Annotated in this window: 14 protein-coding genes; 4 read left to right on the top strand and 10 right to left on the bottom strand. The window is 75.5% G+C overall.

Features of this window, described 5'->3' with window-relative positions; all coding sequences use genetic code 11:
• Positions 1-29 precede the first annotated feature (29 nt).
• The 8 genes from BX285_RS28560 to BX285_RS28525 all read right to left on the bottom strand — a co-directional run bounded on the left by BX285_RS28560 (position 30) and on the right by BX285_RS28525 (position 8,395).
• On the bottom strand, positions 30-908 hold the full coding sequence (locus BX285_RS28560) for a hypothetical protein (protein WP_097235263.1): 879 nt from the start codon (positions 906-908) through the stop codon (positions 30-32).
• Entirely contained in the window at positions 905-1,867 is a 963-nt protein-coding gene (locus tag BX285_RS28555; protein WP_121178669.1) for a type II secretion system F family protein, read from the bottom strand. The genes BX285_RS28560 and BX285_RS28555 overlap by 4 nt, the downstream gene beginning before the upstream one ends.
• Positions 1,867-3,474 carry a CpaF family protein gene (locus tag BX285_RS28550; RefSeq protein WP_257032292.1) on the bottom strand — a complete coding sequence of 536 codons (1,608 nt, stop codon included), beginning with the start codon at positions 3,472-3,474 and terminating at the stop codon, positions 1,867-1,869. The genes BX285_RS28555 and BX285_RS28550 overlap by 1 nt, the downstream gene beginning before the upstream one ends.
• Positions 3,464-4,813, bottom strand: a complete 1,350-nt coding sequence (locus BX285_RS39335; protein WP_183107243.1) for a hypothetical protein — start codon at positions 4,811-4,813, stop codon at positions 3,464-3,466. Before BX285_RS39335 ends, BX285_RS28550 begins: the two co-directional genes overlap by 11 nt.
• Positions 4,813-5,682 (bottom strand): SAF domain-containing protein, encoded by an 870-nt coding sequence (locus BX285_RS28540; RefSeq protein ID WP_259470824.1) that lies wholly within the window; start codon positions 5,680-5,682, stop codon positions 4,813-4,815. The genes BX285_RS39335 and BX285_RS28540 overlap by 1 nt, the downstream gene beginning before the upstream one ends.
• Before the next feature lie 150 nt (positions 5,683-5,832).
• A complete protein-coding gene (locus BX285_RS28535; RefSeq protein ID WP_097235265.1) occupies positions 5,833-6,786 on the bottom strand; it encodes a hypothetical protein in 954 nt (317 codons plus the stop codon).
• Positions 6,780-7,403: a hypothetical protein gene (locus BX285_RS36925; protein WP_147465245.1), complete on the bottom strand. Its 624-nt coding sequence runs from the start codon at positions 7,401-7,403 to the stop codon at positions 6,780-6,782. Before BX285_RS36925 ends, BX285_RS28535 begins: the two co-directional genes overlap by 7 nt.
• A 137-nt stretch (positions 7,404-7,540) precedes the next feature.
• Complete coding sequence (locus BX285_RS28525; RefSeq protein ID WP_097235267.1) at positions 7,541-8,395, bottom strand: hypothetical protein; 855 nt, start codon at positions 8,393-8,395, stop codon at positions 7,541-7,543.
• Positions 8,396-8,607: 212 nt separating this feature from the next.
• On the opposite strand from BX285_RS28525, the gene BX285_RS28520 reads away from it, so the two are divergent.
• The 3 genes from BX285_RS28520 (at position 8,608) to BX285_RS28510 (ending at position 11,200) form a co-directional block, all read left to right on the top strand.
• Positions 8,608-9,051: a pyridoxamine 5'-phosphate oxidase family protein gene (locus BX285_RS28520; RefSeq protein WP_097235268.1), complete on the top strand. Its 444-nt coding sequence runs from the start codon at positions 8,608-8,610 to the stop codon at positions 9,049-9,051.
• Positions 9,052-9,249: 198 nt separating this feature from the next.
• Positions 9,250-9,702: a MaoC family dehydratase gene (locus tag BX285_RS28515; protein ID WP_097235269.1), complete on the top strand. Its 453-nt coding sequence runs from the start codon at positions 9,250-9,252 to the stop codon at positions 9,700-9,702.
• 283 nt (positions 9,703-9,985) lie between these two features.
• Positions 9,986-11,200: an MBL fold metallo-hydrolase gene (locus BX285_RS28510; protein ID WP_183107279.1), complete on the top strand. Its 1,215-nt coding sequence runs from the start codon at positions 9,986-9,988 to the stop codon at positions 11,198-11,200.
• A gap of 70 nt (positions 11,201-11,270) precedes the next feature.
• Here BX285_RS28510 and BX285_RS37550 read toward each other — a convergent pair whose 3' ends face one another.
• Positions 11,271-14,096, bottom strand: a complete 2,826-nt coding sequence (locus BX285_RS37550; protein WP_183107242.1) for a DUF6493 family protein — start codon at positions 14,094-14,096, stop codon at positions 11,271-11,273.
• The gene (locus tag BX285_RS28500) at positions 14,093-15,472 is read right to left on the bottom strand and encodes an SWIM zinc finger family protein (RefSeq protein ID WP_121178667.1); all 1,380 of its coding nucleotides are present in this window, start codon (positions 15,470-15,472) and stop codon (positions 14,093-14,095) included. Before BX285_RS28500 ends, BX285_RS37550 begins: the two co-directional genes overlap by 4 nt.
• 169 nt (positions 15,473-15,641) lie before the next feature.
• On the opposite strand from BX285_RS28500, the gene BX285_RS28495 reads away from it, so the two are divergent.
• Positions 15,642-16,553, top strand: a complete 912-nt coding sequence (locus BX285_RS28495; RefSeq protein WP_310794247.1) for an acyl-CoA thioesterase II — start codon at positions 15,642-15,644, stop codon at positions 16,551-16,553.
• Positions 16,554-16,610: the final 57 nt, after the last annotated feature.

Genomic DNA, 16,610 nt, shown 5'->3' with positions numbered 1-16,610 from the left:
TGTCGGTGTCAGCTGCTCCGGCACGTCGGTCAGTTGAGCATCTGGTGGAGCGCGGGGAAGACGATCAGGACGGTCATCAGCAGGGTCAGGGCGGCCCCCGGCGCGACCATCCGCTCGCTGTCGGCGTTGGCGCGGGCCAGGTCCTCGGCGAGCAGTTCGCCGCGCAGACCCTTGGCGCGGGCCCGCAGGGTGTCGTACACGGCGGCGCCGTCGGTGCCGGACAGCCGCATGATGTCCGCCACGTCCTGCAGCGGACTGAGGCCCAACTCCTCGGCCAGCGAGTCGAGTCCGGCCCACGGGGGGAGCCGGTCGGTGGCCGCGCGCTCCAGTGCGTCGCGGATCCGCCGGAAGACCGTGCCCCGGCCGACCGAGGCGGCCCGGCGCAGCGCCTCGGCGGGACCGCAGTCGGCGGCCCGCTCCAGCGCGACGAGTTCCAGGTAGGCGGCGATGCCGTGCAGGTACTCGGTGCGCGCCTCCTTGGCCTCGCCGCGCACGATGGCGTCCGGGACGAACCAGAGCAGTCCGGCCAGCAGCGGCCCGGCGACCAGCGGCAGGGCGAAGGGCAGGCCGGTGTCCATCAGCACGGCCATCGCGCCCAGGTAGGCGGGCAGCACCAGGCCGAGCGCGGCGAACAGCAGCTTGTGCACCATGAACCGGGCCGGGGTGCGACCGATCAGGGCGAGTTCGCGGCGCGGGACGGAGACCCCGCGCAGGTGGACCGAGCGCTCGCCGACCCGGTCGTACCAGCGCGGCCGCTCGTCCGGGTCCTGCTCGCGGTCGGCGGGGACGGCGTGCAGCCGGTCCAGCGCCTGGCGCAGGTCGGGCGGCGCGGGCCGCAGTTCGGCGATCAGCAGGGCGATGCCGCCGGCCGCGGCGGCGCCGGCCAGCACGGACCAGGGCGAGATCACCGGACCTCCCCGAGCTGCTCGGCCCGCTCCGGCTGAGGCGCCCGGGCGCCCGCCCGTCGGCCGCGCCGGCTGCGCCGGTCCGGCGTCAGCAGCCGCGGCACCGGCGGATGGGAGGCCAGCGCCCGCATCCAGGCGATGATCGCCACGAACAGGGCGGCGACCACGGCGAGGACCAGCTGGCCGAGGAAGGTCCCGTACGGGCGGGTGTACTCGGTGTTGAAGGAGCCGACGGTGACGACCAGCACGATGATGCCGACCAGCCAGCGGATGGTGGTCCGGTGCTTGGCCCGGTCGGCCTCGATGGCGCGGCGCTGGCGGACCTCCTCGCGCACCGACTCGGCCATGTCGGAGAGCGTGCGGGCCAGGCCGGGGCCACTGTCCCCGGACCGCAGCACGAGCGCGGCGAGCACCTTGTCGGCGGTGGCGTCGGCGAGGCTGTCGGCGAAGGCGTGCAGGGCCTCCTCGGGCCGCCAGCGGGCCTGCAGCCGGGCGGCCAGTTCGCCGATCTCCTCCTCCAGGGCGGCGGGCGCGGTGCGGCGGCTGGTGACGATGGCCTGGTTGAGGCCGACGCCGAGCAGCAGCACGTCGGCGATGCGCTGGGTCCATTCGGACAGCGCTTCGAGGCGCTCGATCCGGTGGGTGTCCGGGCGGGTGGTGTCGAAGAGCCAGGGCAGGCCGAAGACGGCCAGCGGGACCAGCAGCGCCGTCAGCGGGATGCCGGTGAACAGCCAGGCCAGCGGCGCGCCGGCGAGCGCGAGCGGCAGCTGGACGCGGCGCAGCCGCACCATCCGCGGCGCGGCCGAACCGGGGGCGCCGTACCAGAACACGTGGGCGCGCCCGGCCAGCGGGTTGGGCCGCGCCTGGGCGTCCTCGTCGGCGGGGTCGCTGCCGCGGAACCAGGCCGCCAGGGCGACCAGGCCGCCCGCGACCGCCAGCCCGCACAGGGCGAACAGCAGCATCACCGCGCGCCACCGCCGATCCGCAGCTGCAGCGGGGTGGCCCAACTCCCGTACCGGGAGTCCAGCAGGCCGGCGTCGAAGCCGGCCCGGCGCAGGTCGTCCAGGCACTGCGGCGGGGTGTGCGGGACGGCCCGCGGCTCGCCGAGGTCCGGCCGGGGGCCGAAGACGGTGTTCAGGGCGGGCCGGCCGCTCTCGCCGAGGCCGGTGACCTCCAGGACGTGGGAGACGAAGCGGTGCCGGCGGCCGCCGACGGCGGTCTCGTCGACCATGGTGACGTGCACGATGAGGTCCAGGGCGTTGGCGGTGAGCCGGTAGGCGAGCGAGTCGGTCATGTGCGAGCCGTACTCCAGGCAGAGTTCGGCGATGCGGTCGACCACCATGTGCGGGCCGCGGGCGTGCAGGGTGCACATCGAGCCGCCCTCGCCGTTGGTCATCACCCGCAGCATCGGGACAACCTCGCCGGAGCGGACCTCCCCGACGATGATCCGTGACAGCGTCATCCGCAGCGCGGCCGGGATGAGGTCGCCGATCGTCAACTCCCCTGCCAGGCGGCCCTCGACGCGCTCGCCGTTGCCCTCGCGGGCCTCCATCGGGACGACCTGGCGCAGGTGGCCGAGGGTGTGCAGCCAGAGCTCGAACTCGGACTCCAGGGTGCCGATCCGCTCGTCCGGCGGGATCTCGGCGGCCATCGCGCGCAGCAGGCTGGTCTTGCCGACGCCCTGGGTGCCGGTGATCATCACGTTCTTCCTGGCCCGGATCGCGGCGGCCAGGAAGGCGGCCAAGGTGCCGTCCAGGGTGCCGAGTTCGACCATCTCGGGCAGCGTCGCGGAGGCCACCCGGTGGCGGCGGATCGCCACGTACGGGCGGGGTGTGACCTCGGTGAGCGCCTGCAGGCGCATGCCGCCCTCCAGCCGCAGCGCGAGCGTCGGGCTGGCGGTGGACAGGCTGCGCTCGCCGCCACCGTGCTGGCGAGCCAAGTCCTGTAGCAGCTCGACCAGTTCGGCGTCACTGTCGGCCACCGGCGGTACCTGGCGCAGCGGTTGGTGCACCTTGGAGACCCAGACGTCGTCGCAACCGTTGATCAAGATGTTCTCGATCTCCGGGTCGTCCAGGTAGGGCTGGAGCCGGCCGGCCCGGAACAGCAGGTCGAAGACGGCCTCGGCGAGGGCGCGGTCCTGCTCCCGGGTGGGCGGAATGCCGTGGGTCTGCGCGTAGGCGTCGGACCAGCGGGCGACGGCCTCCTCGATCAGCGCCCGGCCGCGCTGGCGGCGGGTGGCGCGGTCCGGCTCGGAGCCGGAGGCGGTCGTCAACCGGGTGATCTGCTGGTGCAGTTCGGCCGCGACCTGGCGCTTGAGCTCGCGGGCGACCTGAGGGTCGACGGCCGGCCGGGTGGCGGCACCGCGCACGTCCAGCGAGGGCAGCTGGGAGGGTACGGCGGTGGGCGTCGCCGGGCCTGCGGCGGCGGCCGGGGCGGGCTGCGGCGCGACCGGGCCGGTGGCGGGGATCGGCACCGGCCCGGTCGGCGGGACCGGCCCGGTCGTGGGTGTGACCCAGGGCAGGGCGGCCGGGTCGGCCGCCGGGCGCTGGTGCAGGGGGCTACCGCGCACGGAGCACCTCCCCGGGGTTGTGCGGGTACTGCCCGTTCAGCTGCACCTGACCGTCCGTCACCGTCGGTTGTTGGAGCGGGTACTGGTCATCCGGGTCGACCCGGTCCTCCCGGTCCCCCTGGTCGCCTCGGTGGGCCTGCTGCGGCGACTGCACGTGCGCCGGGAAGGGCGCCGGCGCGGCCGGCTGCGGCGCCAGCCCGGCCAGCGGCGCCACCGGGCCGGTGACGATCACCGGCGGGACCGGCTGCGGCGGGGTGTACGACGGCGGTTCGGCGTCCACCGGGCCGTACGGCGCCTGCGCGTACCCACCCTTCCCGTACGGAGCTTGGCCGTACGGGGGCTGCACCTGGGCGGCCTGGTCCTGGGGAGCCTGGGTGTACGAGGTCTGGGCGTACGACGGCTGGGCGTACGACGGCTGGGCGTACGACGGCTGGCCGTACGCGGCCGGCGCGGACATCGGTGTCGGCTGCACCGGCATCGGCACCGGACCCGGGGCCGCAACCGGGGCGGGCGCCGCCAACTGGGCCGGGGTGGCGGCCGGTTCGGCGTTCGGCGCGAGCCGCTGCCGCCGGCGGCGGACCAGCAGCTGCACCTCGTCCGCCGCGGACCGCGCCGTGCGCATCAGCTCGGAGCGGATGAACCGCCGGTCGGTGGTGTCCCCGCCGTCGGAGAGCACCTTCGCCGTCCGGACGGCGTACGGCAGCACCCCGAGCACCGGCAACCCGAGCTCGCGAGCCACCTCCGCCCGCGGGTACGGCCCTTCGGCGACCAGCAGCAGCCCGAGCGCGTCCGCGCCGGTGCCGCCGGAGGCCAGGTCCTCGGCGAGGGCGGAGAGCCGGGGCCGGATCGCGCTCAGCCCGCGCAGCGTCGTGCGGACGGTGGCCACCACCACGTCCGCCCGGCGGGCCAGCACCGCGCTGGCGCCGGTGGCGCCGGAGCGGCCGAGGTCCACGATGACGTCGTAGCCCTGCTGTTCGATGCCGTGCAGCAGTTCGGCGAGCGGTTCCCAGGTGTAGGCGAGGCCGGGGGCCTGGGTGGGGTCGGTCAGCCCGGGCAGCAGCAGGCGTTCGGCCTCGCCGTCGGGTGAGAGGTCGATCAGCTGCTCCCAGATGGTCTGGGCGAGCAGCCCCCGGCGGTCCGCGACGGCCAGGTTGCGCAGCCCGTACACCGCCTCGACCCGGCCCTCCAGGGCGCCCGCGAGCACCGCGCCGCCGTCCGGGTCGGCCTCGACCAGCAGGATCCGCCGGCCGGGCTGGAGCGGCCAGGCCAGCAGCAGCGCCAGCGCGGTCGTGGTCGCGCCGGGCGCGCCCGGACCGCCGACCACCGCGATCACCGCCATCAGGCGCCCCCCGTCGCGGCCGGGGCTCCCGGCGTCCCGGGTGTCCCGGCGCCTCCGGCGGGGGTGCCCGCGGAAGGCGCCCCCGCGGCGGGCGTGCCGCTCGGCGCGGGGTTCGGCGCGGCGCCGCCCCCGGCTGCGCCGGCCGAGGTGCCGCGCGGCGCCAGCAGTACCTGGATCCGCCCGCTCGCCACCCACTGCGCCAGCCGGGGACCGTCCGCGGTGCCGACCGCGACGTCGATCACCTGGCTGCCGTCGGTGTCCACCCGGCCGACGGTGATGACCGTCGCGGGCAGCGAGTCGGCCCGGCCGTTGTCGGGCGTGTAGACCACGACCAGCTGCACCCCGGGCTGCAGCCGGCTGGCGGGCAGCTGGCTGCGCTTGGCGGACACGCCGACCACGATCTGCCCGGGCTGCGCGGTGAGGCCCTGGGCCAGGTCGGCGCCGGTGAGCAGCGCGCCGCGCTTGAGGTCGGTGGCGGCGCGCAGGCCGACCGCCTTCCCCCGTTCGTCAGCGGACAGCGGGTGCAGCGCCGGGTCGCTCGCGATCCGGGCCACCACCAGGTCGTCCTCGGTGATCACCTGCCCCCACGGCACGTCCCGGGCGAGCGCCAGCACCGCGACCCGCTGGCCGGTGCTGTTGTAGAGGACGGCCCCGCCCAGCCCGCCGGCCGCGATCAGCGCGACCGCCATCGCCAGCACGGCCGGGCGGCGCCGCCGCGCTCGCATGGCCCGCCCGGGGGCGTGCGGCGCGGCCCGCCCCCGGCCCTTGCCCGGGCCGCCGCCCTGCTCCGGCTGCTCCGGGAGCGCCACGGACGCCCCGGCGCCCGCGGGTGTGCCGGATCCCGGCGTCGCGAATGTACGGTTCTCCACCGGGTTCCGCCCTTCCCTCGTTCGTCTCTGGCTCGTCGGTCACTCGTCGATCGCTCGTCGGGCGCTCGTCGGTCGCTCGTCAGTCGTTCATGCCGCTCACCGGTCCTCGTCAACGACCGGCAGCGGCCGTCAGCGACCGGCAGCGGCACGTCAGTTGAGCACCTGCATCTCGGCGACCTTGAGCCGGAAGACCGGGCTGGTCTGCTTGATGCCCTGGATCTTGAAGGTCCGCGGGTTGGACCCTCCGGTGACGACGACGGTGGCCTCCCAGTTCATCGTCACCGTCGCGGCGAAGACGCCGTCCTTCTGCTTGCCGGAGCTGGCCTTGAACAGGTAGCCGCAGTCCGGGGATTCGGCGCCCTCGTACTTGGGGTCGTACGGCGTCCCGGCCGTCGCGCACGTGGTCGACACCCCGTCACCGAAGCTCCAGTCCGCCCGCACCAGCCTGGGGGTGACGGTGACCGAGACGCCCTGCACCGCCGCCGTCCCCGGCGCGGGCGTCGCGGCGTTCTCGGCCCAGAGCCAGACCGGCGAGTTGACCACCGCCGTGCCGCCGGGCGCGACCTTGCCCACCGGCTTGCCGAAGACGACCCTCTCCCGGGCGGACTCGATGGCCATGGCCTCGGCGTCCGGCTTCGGCCCGGCCTGGGAGTTGGGCACGAAGACGACCTCGGCGCCGTCCTGGCCGCCGCCGGTCTGCGGGCAGACCTTCGAGTAGAGCGAGCCGTCCTTCGGATCGTGCCCGCCCCAGGACGGGTCGCCCGCCGCCGGCGGGTTGTCCAGCCCGCGGAAGTAGCAGCCCTGGTCGCTGTTGAACCAGCCCAACTGCGGGTCGTGGCAGGCCCAGGGGACGTCGTGGTAGCTGCACAGCTGCGGGCCGTTGTCCGTACTGCCGCCACCGCCGGTGCCCGGCTTCGTGGATCCGGGCGCGGGGGTCTTTCCGCCGGAATTGGCGCCCGCACAGATCACGTTCGGGAAACACTGCTCGGCCCCGCCGTTCGGCGGTTCGTCCGCCGTCGCAGTCACGGCCGAGGACAGCAGCAGCCCCGCCGACATCGACGCCACGGCCGCGAATCGCCGGGCCGGTTTCCGCGCGTTCAGCATGTCCGGTCCACCTCCCGTGTGAACTCGTAGATCAGCCAATGTTCTTGGAACATGCGCAGGGACGCGGTCGCGACGTACCGGTTCAGGCGTTGGACCGGATCCTTCGCAGCCCCGGTGACGGCATCGACGCGATGCCAGTCGGTCAGGTCGACGCAGTCCTCGATCACCGCGGTTTGCGGATCGGCTTTCAGGTCGATGGCCTTGACCACCGGTGAATTGCGCGGCGTCCCGGTCATCACCACTTTGGCGTCGCGTAGTTGGCGGAGGCCGACGAGGGTGTCGGACAGGGCCCGCCCGGAGGAGTACTGCTCCAGTGTGTAGCCGTCCGAATCCGGTCGCCCGAAAACCTCGGCCTGGATCTGCCACCAGTCCTGATACGCCTTCAACGCGACCCGCCCCAGGGCCCCTTCGGGACCGTCGGTCGGCGCGATCGTGGCGTTTACCGAACCACTCGAAGGAGTTAGCGGGTTCACTCCCGCAACAGGGGGCGCAGTCATCCCGAGGTGATCGACGGAACCGCCGGCACCACTGCTCGCACAAGCGCCGAGCAGCAACACCAGAACCGCCCCACCGACCCCGACCGCCCCAGGGCGCAACACATTTCCGCGCTGCCGCATCGCCCCACCTCGTCGCGACCGACCAGATCAGTGATCCACGGCCGCCAGAAGAATTCCGCTGTCCCGCCGGTGTTTCCGCTGGGGATCGATTCTTCGCCAACCCACCCCATCACGGCAACACCTCAGGCCCCCTGACCTTACGCGGAAGGCGGTTCCGTCGGGGCACTTTCCCGCCACAGAACGGCCAACAGTTCTTCGGAAAGCGACAATCCGGCCAATGCGCCCCGAACCGCGGCCCGATTGCGCATCAACAGGCGCCCGCCGTGCGGCGGAACGAGCAGGCGCGCGCCCGGCGCACCCGAACTACCGGCCGGCTCACCACCGTCCGTCAGCGCCGCCACGGCGGGCTGGAGGTCCAGCGGGGCGACGGCCGCGGGGGCACCCGGGACGCCCTGGCGCAGGACGGTGGTCAGAGCCCGGCTGAACGAGCCCTCGCCGCCCGGCAGTACGGCGTCCCGGCCGCGTCTACCCGGGGCGTAGCGGCCGATCCGGCCCCACAGCGGGACGCGCGAGTAGCTCAGCAGCTCGCCCGCGCCGTCCTCGCCACCGCCGCGCTCCAGGGCGGCCCAGGTGTCCCGGTCGGCCACCGCGTCGACCAGCAGCAGCGCCTCCTCCTGGTCCCCGTGCACCATCGCGCTGACCACCCAGTCCCAGGCCAGACCCCGGCGGTAGGCGTTGTCGGCGGTGCTGCCGCCGGTGACCAGGGCGAGCCGGCGCCCGCGCGGATCGGCCACCAACTGGCCGACCAGGCACACCACCAGCCAGCGGCCCGGGTGCTGGGCCGCGTCCCGGACGGCGGTGAGCAGCACGTTGGCGTCCGCGTCCGGCGCCGCCGTGGTGACCCGGCAGCCGGCCGCGCCGGTGTCGAAGCACATCCCGGGCAACACCTCGGCGAGCAGCCGGGCGCCGTCCGGCGCAAGCGCCGACCCGCCGAAGGCCCGGTCCGGCCCGCCGTCCGCCCCGATCACCACCAGATCGACCCCGCCCGCCATCCGTCCCCCCTCCCGGCCGGCCCCGGCACCCGGGGCCGCCGCCTCCGCTGTGGTCGCCCGCCGCGCGGCGCACGGGCGGGCCGCCGTTCGCGTCACCGTCCGCCGCCGGGCAGGCTACCGCCCCGGACGGCCGCCGACGGGGCTCCCGACCCGCCCGCTCAGGGACCATGGGCCCTATCGACGCGAGCGCCGACCGGAGGACGATCGGACGCATGGAGCCTGAGGACCGTGTGGAGACCCTGAGCGAAGCCGAATGCCTACGGCTGCTCAGCACCGTGCCCGTCGGGCGCGTCGTGTACACCGAGCACGCACTGCCGGCCGTCCTGCCGGTCTCCTTCGAGGTCCTGGACGGGCGGTTGGTGCTCGCCGTGCGCCGGGGAAGTGCCACCGCGCGCGGGCTTGACGGCACGGTGGTCGCCTTCCAGGCCGACCTGCTGGACCCGGTCACCCGCACCGGCTGGAGCGTGCTGGTGCACGGACGGGCCGACCTGGTGCGCGACCCCGAACAGGTACGGCGGGTGCTGCGCTCCGGCCTGCGGCCGTGGGTGGGCGACCCGGAGCCGCTGTTCGTGGCGCTGGTGCCGGAGCTGGTGAGCGGGCGTCGGCTCTTCCCGACCGGGCACGGCTCCCCGGGCCGCGCCGCGCTGCGGCCCTGAGGTCCGGACCTCGGGCACGGCGGCCGTACGGCCGACGGTCCTCGGGCTCCTGAGGGATTCGGGCCCCGGACGGGATTCGGGCCCCGGACGGATTCGAGCTCAGGACGGATTCGGGCTCCTGACAGATACCGGCGGGTAGGCATACGCTTCCGGCGTCCTGGCCCCTCCCCGGGCCCGTCCCCCCTCCAGGAGCGCACCGTGACGACCTTCGCCTCCCTCGCCGAACTGACCTCCGCCGTCGGCACCGAGCTGGGCACCAGCGAGTGGCACACCATCGAGCAGCGGCAGATCGACCTGTTCGCCGAGGCGACCGGCGACCACCAGTGGATCCACGTGGACCCGGAGCGGGCGAAGGAGAGCCAGTTCGGCTCGACCATCGCGCACGGCTACCTGACCCAGTCGATGATCCCGGTGCTGGCGAAGGAGTGCTACGCCGTCGAGGGCGTGCGGATGGCGCTGAACTACGGCTCCGAGAAGGTGCGCTTCCCGGCCCCGGTGCCGGTGGGCACGGCGATCCGGGCCACCGCCGAGCTGGTCTCGGCCACCGAGGTGCCGGGTGGCGTCCAGGCCGTGGTGCGGTTCACCATCACGAGCGAGCAGAGCGCCAAACCGCACTGCGTCGCGGAGACGATCACCCGCTTCTACGCCTGACGGGGTCCGGCCGCTGCGGTTCGGTCGGGTACGCCGATTGGACCGCAGCGGGCCCTCCACCAGGTCCGGACGGCCCACGGCGAGTAACCTCCGACGAGATGGTTGTCGTATCGCAACGGCCCCAACCGCCACTGCGGTACGCGCCCCGGCACGCCCGGTAGCCGTGACCGTCCTTGGAGGAGCCGTGCCCCGCCCCGTCCCGTGGTTCTCCCGCCTCGCCGGTCTGTCCTCGCAGTTCGCCCCGCCGTCCGCCGGCCTCGCCGCCGACCGCGCCGTCCCCGGGCTGGCCGGGCTGTCCCGGGCCGCCTGGCACCGGGTCCGGACCGATGCCTTCGGCGCCGAGCCCCGGGGCGAGCGGCTGGCCCGGATCCGCCGCTCCCCGCACTTCGTCGACGGCGCCTTCCGCAACCCGGTCCCGACCCGCCGCCTGGTGTACGAGCGCAGCCCGCTGGAGATCACCCGCGCCCAGCTGACCGGCGACAAGACCCGACGGGTCCCGGCCGCCGCCGTACCGGTGCACCGGCTGCTCCCGGTCGACCTGGCCACTCCGCCGGACTCCGGGCTGCGGCTGACCTGGCTGGGCCACGCCACCGTGCTCGCCGAGATCGGCGGACGGCGCGTCCTGCTCGACCCGGTCTGGGGCGACCGCTGCTCCCCGTTCGGCTGGACCGGGCCCAAGCGGCTGCACCCGGTGCCGCTGCCGCTGTCCGAACTCGGGCCGGTGGACGTCGTGGTGATCTCCCACGACCACTACGACCACCTCGACATGGACACCGTCCGGGCGCTGATCGGGACGGGCGCGGTGTTCGCCGTCCCGCTCGGGGTCGGGGCGCACCTGGAGCACTGGGGCGCACCGGCCGAGCAGATCGTCGAGCTGGACTGGTGGGAGTCGGCCGAGGTCGCCGGGCTGACCCTGACCGCCACCCCGGCCCGCCACTACTGCAGCCGCGGCCCGCGCACCAGCACGCTGTTCCTGTGGGCGTCCTGGGTGGTCGCCGGCGGCGGGCACCGGATCTTCCACAGCGGGGACACCGGCTACTTCCCCGGCTTCGCCGAGATCGGCCGCCGGCTGGGCCCGTTCGACGCGACGATGGTGCAGGTCGGCGCGTACAGCGACTTCTGGCCCGAGGTGCACATGACGCCCGAGGAGGGGGTCCGGGCACACCTGGACCTGGGCGGGGAGCTGCTGCTGCCGATCCACTGGTGCACCTTCAACCTCGCACTGCACCCCTGGGAGGAGCCCGCCGAGCGGGTGGTCGCCGCCGCCCACGCGCTCGGCGCCCGCCTCGCGGTCCCGCGCCCCGGCAAGCCCTTCGAGCCCGCCGACCCGCCCGCCCTCCGCCTCTGGTGGCGTGCCGTCGCCGGCAATCCGCACGGCATCGAGCCGCCCGCCGACGAGCGGGCGGCGGAAACGGCGGCCGAGGCGGGGGCTTCGGAGGCCGAGGTGCGCGAACAGATGACAGAGTTCAACGAACAGATTTCAAAATCTGTTCGCTGAAAGTTGTTCGCTGAACTCCGTTCACCCGACCGGCAGCGCCGGCGAAGGCGCCGACCCCCCGCCGCGCCGCTCAGCCCGCGAGGACGTCCCGCAGCGCCCGGGCCTCCTTGACCACCCGGCTCGACCCGCCCCTCGCCGCCGTCGCCGTCACCTCGGCCACCGGGCCGCGGGCGCCACTGCGCCGGGCGCAGTCGGCGGCGAGAGCGAGCAGGTCACCGAGCCCTCGTACGGGCTGCTCGGACGCGCCCAGCAGGCCGGGCAGCGCCGCCCCGAGCACCGACCACACCGTGGCGTATGCACCCGTCCCCGCCGCCGGCGTGAGCGCCGACGCCAGCCGGGTGGGCTTGACCGTGCCGCAGGCCGCCAGCTCGCCCAGCTCGCGGCCGAGCAGTCCGCCGTCCAGGTCGCCGCGCGCGGCGAGCACCAGCAGGGCGTCCACGGCCGCCGTACGGTCCTCGGCGTGCCGGGCGCCGAGGCCGTACGCCACCACCAGGTGCACCGCGAGCCCGGCCGGGCCGCCGGCCTCGGCGAGCACGGGCAGCATCCGCCCGACGCCGCGCTCGTCCCGGTCGGCGCCGGCCGCGACGTGGTCGAGCCAGCGGGCGGCCAGCTCCTCCCGGTGCCAGGGCAGCATCGCGGCCCAGTGCACGGAGGGCCACCACGGCCAGGCGCCCACCTTCCGGACCCGGGCCATGCTCGGCTCGGTGCCCTCCAGTAGCGCCCGGAACTCGGGCCCGAGCCGTTCGCCGTCCGGGCCCTCGGGCCCTGCGCCGATGCCCGGCTGGGCGACGGCGACCCGCCGGACGTCCTCCCACCACCGCTTCCCGTAGTGGTGACCGTGCCGCGAGCCCCGGCCGGGCGCGAACAGCACCCGCTCGGACGGCTGGCCGGACAGGCCTCCGGTGCGCAGCCAGTGCGCGACCCACCGCCCGGCCGGCGATCCCAGCGCCTCGGCGGCCCGCAACGTCTCGCTGTCCCGCAAGGTCCCGGCACTCGCGCCCGCCCTCGCACCCGCACCCGCACCCGCACCCGCACCCGGGCCGACCCGCAGCAGGGCCGCGCAGAGGTCGGCCCTGCCCGGCGTCACACCCGCCTTCTCGTACCCGGCGAGGCGTTCGACCAGCACACCCGCGTCCAGCGCGCCGCTGCTGTCGGTCGGCGTGGCCAGCAGGTAGGGCGGCCGGTCGGCGGTCACTTGCCAGGCGGCCTCCTCCATCCGGGCGGCGAGGACGGTGCCGTGGACGGTGTTGTCGCCGCCGCGCAGCCGGGAGTGGCCCTTGTTCCCGAGGGAGCCCCAGAACTGCTGCGGCGGAGTCTCGCCCGCCACAGCCGCGACGACGTAGAGGATGTCCCGGGGCTCGCAGTCGTGCCAGCGGCCGACGCCGTTCCACGGGTGCACCCGGCGGACCGGCTGCAGCGCCTCGACCAGCGCCGCGCGGTCCAGGTGGGCCTGCCGGACCAGGCCGTCCAGCACCCGTTCGAAGACGGCGACCTCCGGCTCCTCGACGGCGAGCAGGGCGGACAGCTCCTCCGCCAGTTCGGCCGCCGAGGCGATCGGGGCACCCAGCGGGCGCGGCGCGGGGGCGGGCGGCAGGGTGTCGTCCCACCCGGTGTCCGGACCGTCGTCGTCCCCACCACCGACCGGCGCGCCGAACAGCTCCCCGGCCCGGCGGTGGTGAACCGGGTTCAGCGCCTCGGCCGCCAACCGCAGCCCGGGCAGCACCGCCTCCCCCGCCGCCTTCAGGTGACGGGCCACCACGTTGAGCGCCCGCTCCTGGACGCCCGGGTCCGCGGACCCGAAGGCCTGGGCCGCCGCGAGCACCACCGGCCCGGAGCGCTCGGGCGCGCGCCGGGCGGCCCGCTCCAGCCAGCCCAGTTGGGCGCGCACCAGCTTCTTCTCGGCGCGGAACAGCACCACCGCCGAGGCCTCGGCCAGCAGCTCGGGTTCGACCAGCCCGGCCTCGTCCAGCTCCGTGAGCACCCCCTGGGCGTGCCCGGCGATCACCGACAGGCCGTCCAGCAGCGCCACCACGTCCCGCGCGCGGGACGCGTACTCCTCGGGCGTCGGGGCGAGCGCCCGCAGCACCTCCAGGAAGGCCCGCTGGTCGGCGGGCTTGCCGCCGCGCAGCAGCCGGGCCAGGCAGCAGTCGGTCACCGTGGCCCGGTCCACCACCCCGGCCGCGGCCAGCCCGGCGACGGCCTCCGGCCAGGCGTCCCCGGGGCGTGGGCTGAACCGCCAGGTCAACAGCCCACCGATGTCCGCGAGTTCGAACACCCGGGGCAGCAGCACCGGGGTGAACGAGTCGGCCCGCAGCTGGTCCAGGAGGGTCGGCTGCGGGCCTCCGCCGCTGCGCAGCCGGTCCATCCACCCGCGGACGAAGGCCTCGGTCTGCGGCACCTCGCAGCCGGTTCGCCGCACCACGGCCTCGATCATCGGGTAGTACGACCACCCCCAGCGCGGTGCGGGCCGGGCGGCGAGCCGGGTGGCCACCTCGACCTGCCACTCCACCGGCTGCGCCTCGACGAGCCGGGCCAGCGCGGGGTGCTGCGCCCAGTCGCGGACGGCGAAGTCCCGGCCACCGAGCCAGGTGGCGGCGCCGGCCGGGCCCGCGTGACAGCCGGCCCCCGCGAGCAGCAGCGCACCCCGGGCCGCGATGCCCTCCTTCGACCAGTCCTCGCGCAGCTCCTTGCGCAGCGCCTTGAGCGCGGGCAGGCAGGCCCGCCGCTGCCCGTGGTCCAAGTCGGCCACCAGCGCCGGTATCTGCGGCACCCGGCCCTCCCGGACGGCCGCCAGCAGCGCCTCGACCCCTGCGGCCTCCCGCGCCCCCGCCGCGACCACCCCCGCCACCGCCTCCGCCGCCTCCGTCGCCGCCGTGTCCACCACGCCCCCGCTCATCCCCGAACCGCCTTCGCCCCGCCCCGCCCCGACTCCCGCACCATCCCGACCGCCAGCGCGTGCTTGCACGGCCCGCGCCCGCCGCGGTACTTGGCCCACCACAGGCAGGTGCAGCTCATCCGCCCCGCGGCGTCCGTGCGCACCCGCTGGATGTGGTCGTCCACCGTGACGACGGCCGTCGCACCGCCCTCCTCCAGCCGCACCGCGCCCGCCTCGACCAGCGTCCGGGCCGCCCGCAGCCGCGGGTTGGCCGCCTCGGCCCGCCCGGCGTCGTACGGCAGCTGACGGTGGAAGTACGCGGCCTCGGCGGTGTCGTAGCCGATCTGCCCGGCGGTGCCGAGCCGGGTCAGCGCGGCGCGGACCCGCTCGGGGCTCAGGCCGGACTGCTCGGCGAGGTCCCCGACCTCGATCCTCGGCTCCCAGGCGAGCAGCACCGACACCAGCTCGGCGTCCTGCTCGGCCGTGCCGGTGGCGAGCGCGTCGAGCACCCCGCCCTCGCCGGAGAAGCCCCGGGAGGCGTCGGGCGACAGGGTGAGGGTGAGTCGCATCCCCGGCAGCACCGCCTCCCAGGCGGAGGCGGTCGGCTCCCCGGCGGACAGCGGCCCGTACACCCGCAGGGCGAGCGCGTGCCGCAGCACCCGCTGCAGGGCGGCCAGCCGCTCCGGCCCGGGCAGGCAGACCGCGCCGGGCACCGGACGGGTGGTCGGCCGCAGCGTCCGCCCGGCCGGAACGACCCAGCCGGCGCTGCCGCGCCCGCCGCGCGGCAGCGACCGCAGGAAGCGGACCGCCTCGGCGGCGGGCAGCTCGGCGCGCAGCTCGAAGCCGGCCGCCACGACCTGGGTCTCGGCGAAGCCGCGCAGCCAGCGCTCCGGCAGCGGGACCTTCTTCTCCACCAGCGGGCCGTCGAAGGTGGTGACCTCCAGCGCGTCCGGCCCGACCGCGAGGTGCAGCGGGTCGGTCGGGCCGATCCTGGTCAGCGCCTCGCGCAGGGGGTTGTTGACGTCCACGTTGGTGGTGCCGTGGCCGATCTCGTCGCCGTCGAGCCCGGCGCCCAGCACGTCCAGCCGGGCGTAGACGCCGCAGCAGCCGGAGAAGGACTCGAAGCGCAGCCGGTCCCCGTTCGCGGTGACCACCGGGTCGAGCGAGGCGCGCAGCCTCGGCTGGAAGTAGCGCGCGGCGGCGACGTCCGCGACGGCCAGCAGCGCGGCGGCGGCCGGCGCCGGATCGGCCAGGAAGCCCGCGAAGAAGCGCGGGTTGGCGACGGCGCCGAGCGGGGTGGCGCCCCCGGAGGTGGCCAGGTCGAGGCGCCGGCCGTCGGCGCCGTCCAGGACGGCCGACGGGCGCAGATAGGCGTACGCGTGTGCGGATTGCGTCATGCCGAGCACGCTAGGTGAGGGGTCTGACAGTCCATCGGGCCACTACTGGACTGAAACGTGTTCTACAGATCGCCGACAGAGCGACCAGGGGCCGCACACAGCCCACCCCGCCCCCTGGGCGTTACCCACGTCACACCACGACACGGTTGGCTTCTGCCACTATTGCCCCGTGACCGACCTGACCGAACCGCACGTCCGGGCCGCCCAGCCGACCGCCCGGCCGACCGCCCCGTTCGCCGATCTGCTGGCGCTGGAGCAGCTGGACGAGAACACGTTCCGGGGCCTCTGCCACGCCGGCGCCCCGATGCGCACCTTCGGCGGCCACGTCGCCGCGCAGGCCCTCGTCGCCGCCGGGCGCACCGTCGAGGACCGGCGCCCGGTGCACTCGATGCACGGCTACTTTCTGCTCCCGGGCACCCCGACCCGGCCGATCGACTACCTGGTCGAGCGGGTGCGCGAGGGCGTCTCCTACACCACCCGCCGGGTGACGGCCGTCCAGGATCGGAACGAGATCTTCTCGCTCACCGCCTCCTTCAAGCACCCCGAGCCGGCCGCCGACCGCCGCCGCGGGATGCCGCCGCTGCCCGACCCGGAGTCCCTGCCGGACGCCGTCGCCCACGCGCCCGCCGAGGTCCGCAGGATGGTCGCGGCGACCGGCGGCTTCCAGGACCTCGACGTCCGCTTCGTCCCTCCGGGTGCCCCGGGCGTGCCGCCGGCCGCGCCCGGGCTGCTCCAGCAGTTCGTCTGGATGCGCACCGCCTCCCGGCTGCCGGACGGCGACCCGCTGCTGCACGCCGGCGCGCTCGCCTACCTCTCCGACCTCACCCTGGCCGCCACCGCCGGGCTGGACGAGCAGCAGAACTTCTTTCAGCGCACCGAGCCACCCACCCTGCTGATGGCCTCGCTGGACCACGCGATGTGGTTCCACCGCCCGTTCCGGGCCGACGAGTGGCTGCTGTTCGCCCAGCGCAGCCCGTCCGCCTCGGACGGCCGGGGCCTGGCGCTCGGCGAGTTCTACGACCGGGACGGCCTCCTGGTCGCCTCCGCCGTCCAGGAGGCCCTGATCCGCCGCCAGCCGTAGCACCCGACCCGACGCCCGACCGGCACCCGACCGGTATCCGACCGCCGCCCGGCCCGC

Source organism: Streptomyces sp. 1114.5, from assembly GCF_003635085.1.
GTDB lineage: Bacteria > Actinomycetota > Actinomycetes > Streptomycetales > Streptomycetaceae > Kitasatospora.
The sequence above is the reverse complement of the archived record's forward strand: the minus strand, read 5'-3'. Positions and strand labels throughout refer to the sequence as shown.

What these genes read in the sequence shown, in the direction of transcription:
- BX285_RS28555 (WP_121178669.1), bottom strand. Translation starts at nt 1,867, where the DNA reads ATGCTGCTGTTCGCCCTGTGCGGGCTGGCGGTCGCGGGCGGCCTGGTC.
- BX285_RS39335 (WP_183107243.1), bottom strand. Translation starts at nt 4,813, where the DNA reads ATGGCGGTGATCGCGGTGGTCGGCGGTCCGGGCGCGCCCGGCGCGACC.
- BX285_RS28535 (WP_097235265.1), bottom strand. Translation starts at nt 6,786, where the DNA reads ATGCTGAACGCGCGGAAACCGGCCCGGCGATTCGCGGCCGTGGCGTCG.
- BX285_RS36925 (WP_147465245.1), bottom strand. Translation starts at nt 7,403, where the DNA reads ATGCGGCAGCGCGGAAATGTGTTGCGCCCTGGGGCGGTCGGGGTCGGT.
- BX285_RS28525 (WP_097235267.1), bottom strand. Translation starts at nt 8,395, where the DNA reads ATGGCGGGCGGGGTCGATCTGGTGGTGATCGGGGCGGACGGCGGGCCG.
- BX285_RS28520 (WP_097235268.1), top strand. Translation starts at nt 8,608, where the DNA reads ATGGAGCCTGAGGACCGTGTGGAGACCCTGAGCGAAGCCGAATGCCTA.
- BX285_RS37550 (WP_183107242.1), bottom strand. Translation starts at nt 14,096, where the DNA reads ATGAGCGGGGGCGTGGTGGACACGGCGGCGACGGAGGCGGCGGAGGCG.
- BX285_RS28500 (WP_121178667.1), bottom strand. Translation starts at nt 15,472, where the DNA reads ATGACGCAATCCGCACACGCGTACGCCTATCTGCGCCCGTCGGCCGTC.